Genomic DNA, 15,169 nt, shown 5'->3' with positions numbered 1-15,169 from the left:
TACAGGATTCTGATCATGAAACTTACGCAACGCCAGGAACGAGTACTGGATTGTATTCGTGCACACATTGAAGAAACGGGCTATCCCCCCACACGTGCCGAGATCGCTAAAATTCTGGGTTTTCGTTCTGCAAATGCCGCAGAAGAGCACCTGCGTGCGCTGGAACGTAAAGGGGCGATCGAAATCATGCAGCACACCTCACGCGGCATTCGCCTACCAGATTTAGGCCAAGACACCCCTTCTGCTAACACGTCTGCTACAGCCCCTGCGCCAACATCTGAAATCGAGCAGGATGCCAAACACCTCCCGATCATCGGTCTAGTAGCGGCTGGCTCCCCAGTCCTCGCGGTTGAGCATGTGGAAGAGCATTGTGCGATTGCACCGGAGTTTTTTAATCCTCCCGCACACTATTTACTGCGCGTGCGTGGCATGAGTATGAAGAATATTGGCATCCTTGATGGGGATCTGTTGGCCGTTCACCAAACCCATGATGTACGCAACGGTCAGATTGTGGTGGCAAGGGTCGGTGATGAAGTCACCGTCAAACGCTTTCAGCGTCAAGGCAGCCATGTCAGCCTGATTGCGGAGAATGAGGAGTTTGCCCCAATCGAGTTAGATCTCAGTCGGGATGAGTTGACAATTGAAGGTTTAGGCGTAGGGGTGATCCGCCAAGGCAGTTAAATTCGCCGTCTCCCCCTCACTGCAAAAAAGCCAGATGCCTCTGCAAACAAGCGCCTCTGCAAACAAGTGCCATTTGCGCTTTCATCAATCAAAAACGGCCTTTGTGAAACGGCCGTTTTTGATAATCACTCCAGTATTACCACTCCTGCATCCCTTCACGCTGGCGCGTAATTAAATCCCGCAGGGCATCTAACCAAAGCTGATACTCCTGAAAGACGTCCGGATCTTCGGCATGATTTGGGTTTAACTGCATCACATGAATTTCCGATAGACTTTCGGACGCACTCGCTTGAGGTGCCTTGGCAACGACACGCCAACACGCTGCATAGGCTTTTTGTAAACGCGCCAGCCAACTTTTGGGATCCCCCTGCAAGGCCTGCAACTCCGTCAACTCAGGCGACTCTTGTCCGCTTCCCTCAAACAATCGCGCCAGATCCGACATATCTTGCAAGGCATTGGCATCAAAACGATAACGCTCGGCAATCTCGCGTAAAAAAGAATCCAGAGCGGAGGCCAAATGAAATAAGACGGATTCCTGATAAGACTCAATCAAAGCATGCTTACTCCAAGCATTAGATGCATGCGCCTGCGCCAAAGCGTCTAGGTGTAAACGTGCAAAGTTCAGCTTTTGATTAGTACGCGCTAAATACAGCTCACTCATGGTTTACTCTCATCTCCCCGTCTTCTATCCAAAGTTTGGAAGAAGTTCGACTATTTTTTACTCTTAGCGGCTTCGACCACCCAGCGACCATTTTGATAAAAAGCCTTCCAGCCCGTTGCCTTGCCTTCGACTTCAGTCATCACATACTGCTCTTTGGTTTTGCGGCTGTAACGCACAATACTGGGATGACCGGCCTCATCCTCAAGCGGTGCACTAAAGAGAAAAGCATACTTCTCATCAATTGCATCACGATGGGGCAAGAGCTCTTTGACTAAAGGTGCACGTGTCTCACGATTTTTAGGGAACTGGCTTGCAGCCAAAAATAAACCACTGGCGCCATCACGTAGCACGTAGGTGTCATCCACCTTTTCGCAACGCAACTCGGGCATGGGTACAGGATCCATCTTAGGTGGCGCAGCTTCACCGTTACGCAAGAGTTTGCGTGTGTTCTTACATTCGCTGTTGGTGCAACCAAAAAACTTACCGAAACGTCCTGTTTTTAACTGCATCATCGAACCGCACTTGTCACATTCGATACTTGGCCCATCATAGCCTTTGATGCGATAACTCCCTTCTTCTATCTCAAAACCGCTGCAATCTGGGTTGTTACCGCAAATGTGTAATTTACGCCGCTCATCGACCAAATAGGAATCCATTGCCGTACCGCACAGCTGGCAGCGGTGGCGATTACGCAGAATACGCGATTCCTCTTCATCATCACCGTCTTGACTGACCACTTCATTGCCAGGGATCAAATTAATCGTACATTTGCAGCGCTCTTTAGGCGGTAAGTTGTAACCTGAACAACCGAGAAAAACCCCTGTGCTGCCGGTTCGAATCATCATGGGGCGACCACAATCCGGACAGGCGATGTCCGTTTCCGTAGGCGTATTCGGGCGCATCCCCTGCCCAGGGCTCTGCGCCAGCTCCAGACGGCTGATAAAGTCCGTGTAAAACTGGTCTAGTAGCTGACGCCAATCCAGCTTTCCTTGCGCCACTTCATCCAAGGAACCTTCCATACGCGCGGTGAAGCTGTAATCCATGAGATCGGTGAAGTTTTCGTTCAGACGCTCCGTGACGATATCGCCCATTTTTTGCGCGTAAAAACGTCGTGACTGTACTTCGACATAACCTCGATCCTGGATGGTCGAGATGATTGAGGCATAGGTTGAAGGCCGTCCGATCCCTCGCTTTTCAAGCTCTTTAACCAAACTGGCTTCGGTATAACGCGGGGCAGGTTTAGTGAAATGCTGCTTTGGATCCAAGGCTTGCAAACTGAGGACTTCGCCCTGTTGTAAATCCGGCAGAATGATATCTTCTTCACTTTTACCACGCGCCGGCAAGATACGTGTCCAACCGTCGAAACGTAAAATACGCCCTTTTGTGGATAACTCAAACTCACCGGCTTGAATCGTGACACGTGTACTGGTGTAGAGTGCAGGATTCATCTGACAGGCGATAAACTGACGCCGAATGAGATCATAAAGACGCTCGGCGTCCGGCTCCATAGCGTTTAAATCCTGCGGCAAAAGCGTGACTTCTGAAGGACGTATCGCTTCATGCGCCTCTTGCGCACCCTCTTTACTGCTATAACGCAGGGGTTCTGCAGGCAGATACGCTTCACCTAATTGCTGCTGGATATATTCTCGACAGGCTGTGACGGCATCCGCACTCAGATTCGTTGAGTCGGTACGCATGTAGGTGATGTAACCCGCTTCATACAGACGCTGCGCCATCATCATGGTCTTTTTCACACCGAACCCAAGACGGGTACTGGCCGCTTGCTGCAGAGTTGAAGTGATAAAGGGCGCGGAAGGCTTACTGCTTGTGGCGCGATCCTCGCGGCTGAGCACACGGTATTCAGCGCTTTGCAAAGTGGGCAGCAGCGCCTCAGTTTGTTCACGTGACTCAGGACGAAACGCCTGTCCCGCCTGCTTCATCACTTGCAGACGCAGGTCGTCTCCAGCCTGTGTCTGAGTTTGCGCAAAAACCTCCCAGTACTCCTCAGGCACAAAGGCCCGTATCTCGCGTTCACGCTCGACAATTAAACGCACGGCAACCGATTGCACACGACCTGCCGACAATCCGCGCGCAATCTTTTCCCAGAGTAACGGCGAGAGCATATAACCCACCACACGATCGAGGAAACGACGCGCTTGTTGCGCATTGACGCGACTCATTTCCAGCTCACCCGGGCTTTGGAAAGCTTCTTGTATCGCTTTTTTCGTGATTTCGTTAAACACCACACGCTTGTAACGTGAGGGATCACCACCGATGGCTTCACGCAGATGCCACGCGATCGCCTCTCCTTCTCTATCCAAGTCCGTTGCTAGATAGATTTCATCGGCAGAGCGCGCCAGCTTTTTCAGCTCTTCGACCACCTTTTCTTTGCCCGGCAAGATCTCATACTGAGCTTCCCAACCGGCCTCAGGGTTAATGCCCATGCGGCGAATGAGCTGATCTCGCGCTTTTTTCTGCTGATAAACCGCTTTGTCTTCAGCAGAGAGCTTGCGTGTCAACGCGGCTTGACGTGCGCGTTCTTTAGGATCGACTTTGGCGGTGCCACTGGTCGGTAAGTCGCGGATATGACCAACACTGGATTTCACCACATATTGGCTACCCAGGTACTTATTAATGGTCTTAGCTTTGGCTGGCGACTCGACAATTACGAGTGTTTTTCCCATTTAACTCAATCCTTACTGCAGCAGGGGCACTGAACATGGGTGCATATATAAGTGGATACAGGCAAAGGGTCAAGCAAAGAGACCTATTTACAAAGGTTTATCTTTGCTAAAAAAGCGCGATAATAGATAAATCTAGTTCACTTATCGCATCCTGCAGTAATTTAGGTGTCCTTTTTTCAGAGTGCCAAACCCTATGCTTGGTGACAACCTTCTTTATGTAATTTTATTGGCCGCCCTGGGGTTGGCTGCGTTATTGGTTAACCATGTGCTGACCACACGTGAAAAAGATCGGGCGGAACGCAATGAGCGCTTAAAGTGGCTGAAAGAGCAAGCAGAACATACACTTAATGCCCTATCTGTGTTGCGTGAGCTGAATTGTCGCAGCGACATTACCGACAAACTCAATCAACACGCACTCTCTTTAATTGAAGAGATCGGCATTCTGGCACCCGAATCCGATCTCATGAGTGATATCAGCAAGGTGAAAGAGAGCGCTGATCGTACCCGTATTCGTCAAGAACCTCTGAACAACGATAAAGCTGTTAAACGTGCGCAAATCTATCTGAATTTTGCCGAGACACTGATTGGCGACATGGCTAATAAAGGACGCATGAGTCCATTATTGGTAGAAAGTTATCAGCGTGAACTCTATTGGATTAACCAATCTATGGTCGCGGACGCACATCAAGCTCAAGCACGCGCCTTATTGGATAAGGGTGACCGCTTAGAAGCCCTTACCCACCTGAAGCATGCCAAAGCCATTCTGGTGCGTGCAGCGGTACCCCAACGCCAGAAACAGGAACGCCTGAATCAAGTTCAAGCCTTGATCGATCAACTTCAGCCGAAGCGTGATTATGGCTCTGGTACACTGGCCGACTCCCTGGATGCTTATTTAAGCGAACAGAAATAATCAGTCACCGATGCGTTGAAAACGCGGCACCTCTGCACCCTGAATCTCTACCGATTCAGTAAACATGGACAAAGGGCGCACCCAAAGCCCTGCGTCACCATACAAGGCTCGATACACCACCAGCCACTCCTCTGTTTCAGAATGGCGTGCGAGATCTAACACCTGATACTCAGCGCCTTTGTAGTGGCGATAACGTCCTGGTAGCAGACTGGCTCTGTTTTCATTTGGCATTTTACACTCCTCATTTTCACCACTTGTACTTGAGTGTTTAACGGACTCCCGCATTACCATTTAGCCTGAACCCTAGGCTGGATTAGACTGTGCAAAGCATCCAAACCCTCAACCCCACCGGATTCACGCCAAAAGACACTAAAGTGGATAGGAGTAGACTCCAACGCCAACACACTCGCTGGCAGCTGTTCAAGCAACGCATTCAACTGATCCAGCTCCGCCATCTGCAAGCAACCCTCACCTAACTTCCAAGACCAACCAGGCAATAAACCCTGATTGGCGACATTCTCGACCCGACACACCTGCCAGGTTCGCCAAGTATCTTTAGCTTCACTGCTGAGCTGCGGACGCAAACTCCGATAGACAGGAATACGAATCTTTTGCGGTTCCAGTTCGCCCTTCGCACGCGGCAACTCAAGCTGCACCAACTGGACACTAAACCCGAGTTGACGAGCGTGCAGTCGCATCGCGGACTGCATACGTTCACGCGGGCTGGGCATGACGTACATCAAAGATCCAATGATTGAAAGCATGACGACTATGGAGATAAACCATTCCATACTGCTATCCTAAACTTGTGATTGTGAAAAAAACGTGCGGCAAGCACACACTTCCATTGCCATTTGACTCAGACATAAGGGCACGACTATGAGCACCTACACTCGCATACTGCTGGCCATTGACCTCTCCGAAGAGTCAGCCCAATTGGTCAGTAAAGCCTCTGAGCTCGCCGATCTTTACCAGGCTGAGCTGGATATTATTCATGTCGTGGAGCCTCTGACCTTTGCCTATGGTGGAGATGTTCCTATGGATCTATCCACCATCCAGGAACAACTGGATGAGCATGCTCAGCATAAACTCGATCAGCTCTGCGCGGCGATTAACCATCCAGTAAGCCAGCGTTATATCGTGACCGGGCATACCGAGTCTGAAATCCACCGTGTCGCCAAGGAGATTGCAGCAGATCTGATTATTGTCGGCAGCCATGGCCGCCATGGACTGGCTTTATTGCTCGGTTCCACCGCAAATGGCGTCCTCCATGGCGCCACATGCGATGTTCTGGCCGTACGCGTACAGAGCAAAGGCTAAGCTTCGCTAGACTGCATCGCTTCCAGCTCAAGCCAGCGTTCCATTAACTGCTCAACGCTGGCCTCTTGAGCCTCAAGCTGCGCCAGGATCTGCGCCACCTGTGCGTGGTCTGTGCTGTAAAAGTCCGGCTCAGCACAGAGTGCCTGCAAACGCGCCAGCTCAGCCTCCGCTGACTCTAACTGCTCAGGCAGCTGATCCAGCTCACGCTGCAGTTTATAACTGAGCTTACGGACGCTGGTCTTGGCAATAGGGGGTTCCTGACGCTGGATTGCGTCGGCAACAGAAGGCACTTTGACCTCTTCAGAAGCGCTCAAGGTTTTTTGTCTAGATGTTTTCGAAGGGTTCACTTTCACTTCAGGCGCGCGCTGGCGTAACCAGTCTTGATAACCGCCGACATACTCCTGCACCACACCTTCACCCTCAAAGACCAGGGTGCTGGTCACGACATTATCGAGGAATGAACGGTCGTGGCTCACCAGTAAAATCGTGCCTTCAAAAGCCAACAAGATCTCTTCCAACAACTCAAGCGTTTCGATATCCAGATCATTAGTCGGCTCATCGAGCACCAAGAGGTTGGCAGGCTGGCTGAATAACTTAGCCAAAAGCACACGATTACACTCCCCCCCGGACAGCGCTTTGACGGGTGTGCGTGCGCGCTCAGCACTGAACAGAAAGTCAGCCAGATAACTAATAATGTGACGTGAGCGGCCATTGATATCGACACTTTCACGTCCGCCGGACACATTATCGATAATCGTTTTTTCGGGATCAAGCGTGTCACGCAGCTGATCAAAATAGGCCACTTTTAACTGGGTGCCATATTTCACCTGTCCGCTATCCGGTGTCAAATCACCCAAAATCACTTTTAACAGTGTACTTTTGCCTGCCCCATTGGGGCCAATGAGGCCGATACGATCCCCACGCTGTACCGTCAAATTCAGATCTTTTAAAATCATTTGATCAGCAAAACTGACGCTGACCTGCTGCAGATCGGCCACCAGCTTCCCAGATTTCTGGGCCTCATCCAGATTAAAACGTGCCGCGCCCTGACGCTCACGGCGCTGACCACGCTCACGTCGGAGTGCTTCCAGAGCACGCACGCGCCCTTCATTACGCGTCCGTCTTGCTTTAATGCCTTGACGTATCCAGCGCTCTTCCTGGGCTAATTTTTTATCAAACTCCGCCTGATGACGCGCCTCCTCTTCCAGCAAAGCCGCTTTCTGCTCAAGATAGCGTGAGTAGCTTCCCGGAAATGCGGTTAAGTGCCCTCGATCCAGCTCAATGATGCCGGTCGCTAGATCCTCGACCAAACGCCGGTCATGCGAAATAAACAACAAACCTCCGCGAAACTCTAGGAGCATCTGCTCCATCCATTCGATGGCTTCAATATCCAGGTGGTTCGTCGGCTCATCCAACAAAAGCAGATCAGGATTTTGCACCAACGCCGCACCCAAGGCGGCACGGCGTCGCCAGCCACCCGATAACTCGGCGAGGGTTTTATCTGGGTCCAGTTCCAAACGCGCCAGAACACTTTCCACGCGCTGTTCAAGATGCCAGCCATCGACCGCTTCCAATTGATGCTGCAAATGCTCCAACTCATGCAACGCGAGCATATCCTCGCGTTGAGTTAAGGCATCATAAGCCTGACGCAACGCCACCACATCGGCCAACCCAGACATCACCACTTCGCGCACACTGCGCTCATCTGCGGTCGGTAAATTCTGGTTCAGCTGGGCAATACGCGCCGTTGGGTGGCGCCAGATGCTGCCATGATCTGGTTGCTGCTCACCACTGATTAACTTAAGCAGCGTCGATTTACCGGCGCCGTTCAAGCCCACCAAGGCTAAGCGCTCGCCCGCTTCAATTTGTAATTCGGCCTGATCCAAAATGATCTGAGTACCGAATGACAAGGACAGATCATCAAATCTCAGCAACGCCATAGGCTCTATTATCCTGTTCAGTATTTTTTAGCGGTCTCTATTCTACCTGATAATGGATTGAGAAAATGCATCCAATCCTCCGCACCAGCTGCTTAATCTCTGTCCAGAGCCAACTAATATTCGTCTGCGACAGCCGAGCGGTTTTACTTCTCAAAACCAGGGAAAGACCGCTAAACTGGAGTCTAAAATTCGACTCTGCTGTAAGAGTCAAGGAGCCGTGTAATTGAAATTCCGTAAACTCTTCTCCACCCTGGCAGCGGGTGTCCTGTTATCCGCCTGTGCGCAAGCGAACATGAGTCGTGAAGCCCAGCGCGAACTCTATCTAAATACTTTAGCCGCCGGTGAGGCCGGTAGGCTCGAAGCCTTTGAACAGGGCTTAGCTCAGCTGCATGACTATCCTTTACGTCCTTATCTGACCTTCACGCAAGATCGCAACTTGATCAGCCGCTTAAAGCCTGCTGAACTGGAATCCCTGGTCGCCAGCTATGCCGATTCGCCGCTGGGCAACCGTCTGTTAGGGGCCTACACCACTCAAATGGGGATGCGCCAGAATTGGAGCGACTTCCGGTATTTTTACAGCCGTCTCAAACAACCCAGCTCACAACAATCCTGTTATGCGGCTTTAGCGGACCTCGCAGACGGTCAAACTGCGCAAGCCTGGCAACAAGCGCAATCTCTTTGGACACAAGGACAATCACAACACTCCGCTTGTGACCCACTGTTTGAGGCCTGGATCGCGGCGGGTCAGCTGACCCCAACGATTGCCTTTGAGCGTTTACTCCTGGCTTTAGAAGCCGGCAACCAAGGCATCGCACGTTATACAGAGCGCTTCATCACCCGCCCAGAAGATAAAGCACACTTGGCTTTAATCTGGCAGGTTTATGAGCGTCCAGCTTCACTCGCCAAGAACCCTCAACAACTGAGCAAACAGATTCCACATCATCGTCGCTTAGCACTGCTGGCGACTGAGCGCTATGCCCAGCAAGATCTTGAAGCCGCATTGGAAAGCTGGATTCAATTACGAGATCGTTTAGAGATTCCAGCACCGGAGCAAGAAGCCCTAGCCAGTAAATGGGGCGTTCGCTTTGCCAAACGCTTCCCCGATAATGGCCTTGACCTTCTTGCCCGTCTCGATCCAGGTTTTGACTTTGCTGAAGTCACAGAATGGCGCATCCGCCTAGCACTGGTGCAAGAAAATTGGCCTTTGGTACGCAACCTGATTCAACAACTTCCGGACAATCTGCAACAAAATGGGCGTTGGATCTATTGGGGACAAGTAGCGGCCAATCGTCTAGGCGAAACCGCAGACCCAGCCGCGTTACAACGCTTGATGACTGAACGCAGTTATTATGGATTTAAGGCCGCTGAACTGAATGGCCAACCCTTCTCACTCAACCATAAACCAGGCAATTTTTCCGCTGCGGAACTGCAACGTGTTGCCCAGATACCTGCCATGCAGCGTATGTATGAACTCTATCGTTTGGGTGATGAGAACCAGGCACGCTCTGAATGGAACCACTTAAGTAACCATCTCTCGCAGGACGAAGTCCACGCAGCCGCCTATGTTGTGAAAAGCTGGAATTGGTATTTTCAAGCCATCCGAGGTGCGATAGCCGCAGATCGCTGGGACGATTTAGAGCTGCGCTTCCCCGCTCCCTATGCACCCTTTTTTGCACAGGCCACTCAAGAGTTTGAGATTGAGCCGGCTTGGGCTCTGGCCGTCACACGTCAAGAAAGTGCATTCCTTGAAGTGGCACGCTCAGGGGTCGGCGCACGTGGTTTGATGCAGTTGATGCCTGCCACCGCACGTGAAACCGCCACCCGCTACGGCATCCCCTTAAGCAATCTCGAGCGCTTAAACGAACCGGAAGTCAATATCCGCCTCGGCTCCGCTTATCTCGCGCAGATGCAACGCCAATTTAACGGCAATCGTGTCTTAGCCACTGCCGCTTACAACGCCGGCCCCGGACGTGTGCGTCAATGGATGCAGGCACGCGGACATTTACCTTTAGATATTTGGATTGAAACCATTCCCTTTGATGAAACACGCACCTATGTGCAGAATGTCCTATCTTTTGGTGTCATTTATAACCAAATGGCCGGACAGAGCGCGCGCGTCTTTAATGATCAAGAACGTACCCAACTGGCTTGGGCCAAACCTAATCCTTTATTCTAAGCCCTGGCTGCAGGCTCATGCCTTGAAGCTAACCTGCAGCAATGGATCGCAAAAACTTCTGGAGCTGGTCGCAATCAAACGGCCAGCCCAGTTCCTGCCCTGATGCCGGATGACGCAACACGGGAATGCGCTCAGCATAAGTCTGCATCAAAGTATCGTCATAGGCGATCTCCACCCAATCCACTTCAAAATCCTGCACCTCGGGACAGGCACTCAGCACGTCAATGGCAAGATCACAAAGATGACAACCCTCGGTACTTAACAACTCCAGCAATGAATGACTTGACACCTCGGCCATCAACACCTCTCTCTAAAAACACCCTTCATTTTATGGATAATTTTTCCTGATCTTCATCAATTAGTCACTGCTCACCTGCAAGATGATTGACAAGGCACCCTGCTTCGGGGTTATGTTAGAAGCATTAGGCTTTGATCACCAAACGGAATAAACAACAGGCAGTGACTATGGAAAAAAATAACACCACGATCACAGATCCACAGGAATTTATCAATTATGTCAGTCGCGAAACCAGCAAGCTGCTGGAAATGTACTCCGCGACCGGTGGTGACGATATTTTCCGTCAGTTTACCGCTTCCTGGACAGAATTAGCGACTCGCTCACTCGAAGACCCTAGTGTTTGGATTCGAGCCATTACCGATTATCAGCAAGCACAGTTTAACCTCTGGCGCAATTTGCTGACGGGAAGCGTTGAGCAGATAGCACAACCCTCACCCGGTGATCGTCGCTTCCAGAGTGAAGAGTGGTCAAAAAATCCTGTGTTTGATTACATCAAACAGTCTTACCTGCTTTCTTCCAAAATGCTGACCGAAATGGCTGCCAACGCACGCCTCTCCGATGCTGAACAGAAAAAGCTTGAGTTTTATACTCAGCAGTATGTTGATGCCTTATCCCCCACCAACTTTGCCCTAACGAACCCTGAAGTGCTGCAGCAAGCCATGGAAACCAAGGGGCAGAGCCTAATTGATGGTCTGAAAAATCTGCTCGGAGATATCGATAAAGGCCATATCTCCATGACCGACGAGACCGCCTTTGAGCTGGGCACTAATCTCGCGACTACAGAAGGCGCCGTGGTTTTCCAAAACGAACTCTTCCAGCTGATTCAATACAAACCTGAAGGCGAAGAGGTTTTTGAAAAGCCGCTGTTGATCGTGCCCCCTAGCATCAACAAGTTCTACATTCTGGATCTACAACCGCACAACTCCTTTGTTAAATACTGTGTTGAGCAGGGCCAGAATGTCTTCTTGATTGCTTGGGTAAACCCCAACAAAGAGATGCGCAACCTGGGCTGGGATGACTATGTTTCCGACGGCGTTCTGAAAGCGATTGATGTTACTAAGGAAATTTCCGGCAGTGACAAGGTCAATACCGTTGCTTGGTGTGTGGGCGGAACTCTGATGGCGACCACGCTAGCGGTTATGGCCAATCGCAAAGACACCAGTGTAGCTTCCACAACCTTCCTCACTACGCTGACGAACTTCAGCGATCCAGGTGATCTCAAAGTCTTTATTGATGATTATCAGGTCAAACAACTGGAAAGCAAGGTCAATCAGGAGGGCATCCTGCACGGTCGCGAGTTGGCAACCTCTTTTAATATGCTACGCGCCAATGATCTGATTTGGTCCTATGTCGTCAACAACTACCTGAAAGGTCAAACCCCACCACCGTTTGACATTCTTTACTGGAACAGCGATCCAACCAACCTGCCAGCGAAGATGTATACCTTCTACATCAACAAGATGTATTTGGAAAACAAACTGGTCGAACCCAATGCTTTGACCATTTGCGGTGAGCCGATTGATCTGAGCAAGATCAAAACACCTTGTTACTTCCTCTCTACGATTGAAGATCATATCGCACCCTGGAAGAGCACTTTTGCGGCAACAGATATCATTAAAGCACCTGTGGAGTTTGTCTTGGGCGCCAGCGGCCATGTTGCCGGTGTCATCAACCCTGCTTCTAAGAACCGTCGCCATTACTGGGTGAAGGGAGAGCTGGGCCAGGGCGCGGATCACTGGTTAGAGACCGCCGAGAAACAAGAAGGCTCTTGGTGGCCGCATTGGTCTGAATGGGTGAAACGCCGTTCAGGTAAAAAGATCCCAGCACCTGCACAATATGGTGATAGCAACCATCAGGTGATTGAGGCAGCACCCGGTAGTTACGTGAAACAGCGTTTGGACTGATCTCTTCAGCTCTCAGCTATGCTAAGATTCGGGGCGCTTTGTGCCCCGTTTTTATTTTTAGCTGTGTCCTATCACGCCCTCTTGCCAGCGTCTGATCGACACCCAATCAGGCTCGACTTGTGATGTCCACTTACCGTTTTTATCTGCAACACAAACACGCTGAAGCCAAACAGCTTCTACACCTGGCCTGGCCGATCATGATTGCCCAGCTGGCACAAAACACTATGGGTTTTGTAGATACCCTAATGGCGGCACGCGCCGGAACCGAGGATTTGGCGGCCATTGCTTTAGGTAGCAGCCTCTGGTTGCCTCTGTTTTTAGCGCTAGCCGGGATTCTAATGGCCACCACCCCATTAGTGGCTCAGGCCGTTGGCAAAGCAGATACGCAAAGCAGTGTAGACACCTTCCATCAAGGCTTATGGATTGCGTTCATTCTTGGACTCTTTGCCCTAGTTCTGCTGCATAACAGTCAACCTTTACTGACACTACTCGCACTGGAACCTGGACTGGAAGCAAAAACACTAGGCTATCTAAAAGCCATCTCTTGGGGATTTCCTGCTTTGTTGTTGCTGCAAGTAATTCGTGGTTTTAGCGAGGGTTATGGACGAACACGCGCCTTGATGAAAATTGCGCTTTTAGGTTTGGCCTGTAATATCCCGCTGAACTACGTTTTAATTTTTGGAAAATTCGGTTTCCCAGAACTTGGCGGTGTGGGCTGCGGTTGGGCCAGTGCGATTGTTATGTGGATTATGCTGTTCACTGGCATTCTCTACATCCATCACAGCCGTCTTTTTCAACCTCTCAAGCTGTGGTGTGCCTGGCAAAAGCCTCACCTACAAAAACTTTGGCAGTTTGTACGCCTAGGCTTCCCGATTGGGGTCGCGTTGTTAATTGAAGCGAGTATGTTTTGTGTGATCGCGCTTTTGATCGCGCCACAAGGGGAACTCATCATTGCGTCTCATCAGGTCACACTGAGCTTTACCGGTTTAGTGTTTATGATCCCATTGAGCATCGCAATGGCGATGACCATTCGTGTGGGTCAACTGATCGGAGCGGGAGAGCTGGCCGCCGCACGTTTCTCGGCCTTCACCGGCATTCACCTTACACTTGTGACGGCTTTGATGACGGCCAGCTTAATGTTTACACAATCCTTAGCCATAGCACGCCTGTATACTTCAGATATGGAGATTCTGCTGCTGGCCAGCCAGCTATTGGGGATTGCCGCGCTTTTTCAATTTTCCGATGCCTTGCAAGTCAGCGCCGCCGGAGCATTACGCGGGTACAAGGATACAGCACGACCTTTACTTCTTGTCTTTATCGCCTTTTGGGTGATCGGCCTTCCTATCGGCTATATTTTAGGCATGACCGATCTTCTTCTCCCTCGACTCAGTGCAGCAGGCTTCTGGTATGGTCTCTTGATCGGTTTAAGCCTGGGGGCCGTAATGCTACTGACACGGTTAAATCGAGTCTCTCGCCATGCGCTCTCTACTTAGTCTTTTATGCCTATCTCTTCTTTTAACAGGTTGCCAACCCAACTCTGCCGAAAAGTTGATGCGAGATTATATCCAGCGCCTAAGTAACGCATTAGAAGAACCCATCGCCTTTCAACCACAAGAAGCCAGTCCTTATCCGAGCCTACCGGCGCGACGCGACAGGCTTCACTCTCTACAAGAGGTTCGTGAAGGTCTGGTCGATCTCCTCGATCTTCGCCATTGCACCGGTTTATTACCGCTTATTGCTGAACGCAACAGCTCGCTAGGCCGAGTCATGCAACCGGCACAACAGCTCAGCTATGAACTTGAATTATTACGCCAACTGCATAACTGCCAGACACAGCTTAGGGAAGGCTTGGCGACAGCACCTGAGTGGAGCAGTGCCTTAGAAAGAGTTGAGCGCATTCAACAGATCAAACAACAGCAACTAGACAAACAGATCTGGAACAGTCTCTATGCCAGTCCCGAGATGGAGCAGCAGTTTTCGCGCGCGAGTCCAGCACGCGCTCTAGACAGCCAAGGACAGATGGCGGATATGGAGAGGTATCTTGTGTCCTTAATCCAAGTGGCTCAGTTAACTTCGCGCCCCCTGCCCGACTGGCCGCAAGAAGAGAGCTTTTATCAGCTCAGCCCTCTGTACGAAGGACTACATCGCAATCGCTTTGGTAGTGAGTGGTTAAAAAGCATACAACTGCTCACCTACACTCTGAATCAAGCCAGTACCGGCATCGAAGCTCGCCTCGAGCGTCGACCTATCTGTTTTAATCAACAGGCCAACCCGCGTGCACAAATTCTACGCAACGTTTTTCAAAACTATTATGCAACGGGTGTACAGCCCTACCTGAGCCAAACCCATCGAGACGGTGAACGCTGGTTAAGTTTACAACAACAACTTTTAGAACTGCTGCCGCTGCCTGAAGCGATGCAAACTTATCAACAACAGGTACTGGATCGGCATGCTGAAGAGGGCGTTTGGCAAACCTACATTCGGGCACGCGATCGCCACACACAGACTTGGCAAAGGCTTTTAACCGAGTGTGGTCTTGCGCCTGGTGCACAAGACCCAACAGGGTAATAGGAAAACGAAGAAGGTAAGACGGCA

At 50.8% G+C, this 15,169-nt stretch carries 13 protein-coding genes; 7 read left to right on the top strand and 6 right to left on the bottom strand.

What is annotated here, in order from left to right:
- Positions 1-15 precede the first annotated feature (15 nt).
- Positions 16-681 carry a transcriptional repressor LexA gene (lexA, locus tag E1H14_RS03870; RefSeq protein WP_149390136.1) on the top strand — a complete coding sequence of 222 codons (666 nt, stop codon included), beginning with the start codon at positions 16-18 and terminating at the stop codon, positions 679-681.
- A gap of 136 nt (positions 682-817) precedes the next feature.
- On the opposite strand, the gene E1H14_RS03865 is transcribed toward lexA, so the two are convergent.
- Together E1H14_RS03865 and topA are read right to left on the bottom strand one after the other, a co-directional pair.
- Positions 818-1,342: a DUF6586 family protein gene (locus tag E1H14_RS03865; protein ID WP_149390135.1), complete on the bottom strand. Its 525-nt coding sequence runs from the start codon at positions 1,340-1,342 to the stop codon at positions 818-820.
- Positions 1,343-1,392: 50 nt separating this feature from the next.
- Complete coding sequence (gene topA, locus E1H14_RS03860) at positions 1,393-4,026, bottom strand: type I DNA topoisomerase (RefSeq protein ID WP_149390134.1); 2,634 nt, start codon at positions 4,024-4,026, stop codon at positions 1,393-1,395.
- A 193-nt stretch (positions 4,027-4,219) separates the two neighbouring features.
- Here topA and E1H14_RS03855 point away from each other — a divergent pair, with 193 nt between their 5' ends.
- On the top strand, positions 4,220-4,936 hold the full coding sequence (locus tag E1H14_RS03855; protein WP_149390133.1) for a DNA topoisomerase I: 717 nt from the start codon (positions 4,220-4,222) through the stop codon (positions 4,934-4,936).
- Here the strand turns inward: E1H14_RS03855 and E1H14_RS03850 are convergent, their stop codons facing one another.
- Complete coding sequence (locus E1H14_RS03850; protein WP_149390132.1) at positions 4,937-5,167, bottom strand: DUF1653 domain-containing protein; 231 nt, start codon at positions 5,165-5,167, stop codon at positions 4,937-4,939.
- 53 nt (positions 5,168-5,220) lie between these two features.
- Entirely contained in the window at positions 5,221-5,727 is a 507-nt protein-coding gene (locus E1H14_RS03845; protein ID WP_149390131.1) for a hypothetical protein, read from the bottom strand.
- A gap of 88 nt (positions 5,728-5,815) precedes the next feature.
- Between E1H14_RS03845 and E1H14_RS03840 the strand changes: the two genes are divergently transcribed.
- A complete protein-coding gene (locus E1H14_RS03840; protein ID WP_149390130.1) occupies positions 5,816-6,256 on the top strand; it encodes a universal stress protein in 441 nt (146 codons plus the stop codon).
- Here E1H14_RS03840 and E1H14_RS03835 read toward each other — a convergent pair.
- Positions 6,253-8,196 (bottom strand): ATP-binding cassette domain-containing protein, encoded by a 1,944-nt coding sequence (locus E1H14_RS03835; RefSeq protein WP_149390129.1) that lies wholly within the window; start codon positions 8,194-8,196, stop codon positions 6,253-6,255. The genes E1H14_RS03840 and E1H14_RS03835 overlap by 4 nt on opposite strands.
- Before the next feature lie 223 nt (positions 8,197-8,419).
- Here E1H14_RS03835 and E1H14_RS03830 point away from each other — a divergent pair, with 223 nt between their 5' ends.
- Positions 8,420-10,372, top strand: a complete 1,953-nt coding sequence (locus E1H14_RS03830; protein ID WP_149390128.1) for a transglycosylase SLT domain-containing protein — start codon at positions 8,420-8,422, stop codon at positions 10,370-10,372.
- A gap of 28 nt (positions 10,373-10,400) precedes the next feature.
- Here E1H14_RS03830 and E1H14_RS03825 read toward each other — a convergent pair whose 3' ends face one another.
- Entirely contained in the window at positions 10,401-10,670 is a 270-nt protein-coding gene (locus tag E1H14_RS03825) for a glutaredoxin family protein (RefSeq protein WP_200834024.1), read from the bottom strand.
- A 167-nt stretch (positions 10,671-10,837) separates the two neighbouring features.
- Here E1H14_RS03825 and E1H14_RS03820 point away from each other — a divergent pair, with 167 nt between their 5' ends.
- The 3 genes from E1H14_RS03820 (at position 10,838) to E1H14_RS03810 (ending at position 15,142) form a co-directional block, all read left to right on the top strand.
- A complete protein-coding gene (locus E1H14_RS03820; protein ID WP_149390127.1) occupies positions 10,838-12,574 on the top strand; it encodes a PHA/PHB synthase family protein in 1,737 nt (578 codons plus the stop codon).
- 122 nt (positions 12,575-12,696) lie between these two features.
- Complete coding sequence (locus E1H14_RS03815; protein ID WP_149390126.1) at positions 12,697-14,067, top strand: MATE family efflux transporter; 1,371 nt, start codon at positions 12,697-12,699, stop codon at positions 14,065-14,067.
- Positions 14,068-14,125: 58 nt separating this feature from the next.
- A complete protein-coding gene (locus E1H14_RS03810; RefSeq protein WP_160142013.1) occupies positions 14,126-15,142 on the top strand; it encodes a DUF3080 family protein in 1,017 nt (338 codons plus the stop codon).
- Positions 15,143-15,169: the final 27 nt, after the last annotated feature.

The organism is Nitrincola tapanii, assembly GCF_008368715.1.
Taxonomy (GTDB): domain Bacteria; phylum Pseudomonadota; class Gammaproteobacteria; order Pseudomonadales; family Balneatricaceae; genus Nitrincola; species Nitrincola tapanii.
The sequence above is the reverse complement of the archived record's forward strand: the minus strand, read 5'-3'. Positions and strand labels throughout refer to the sequence as shown.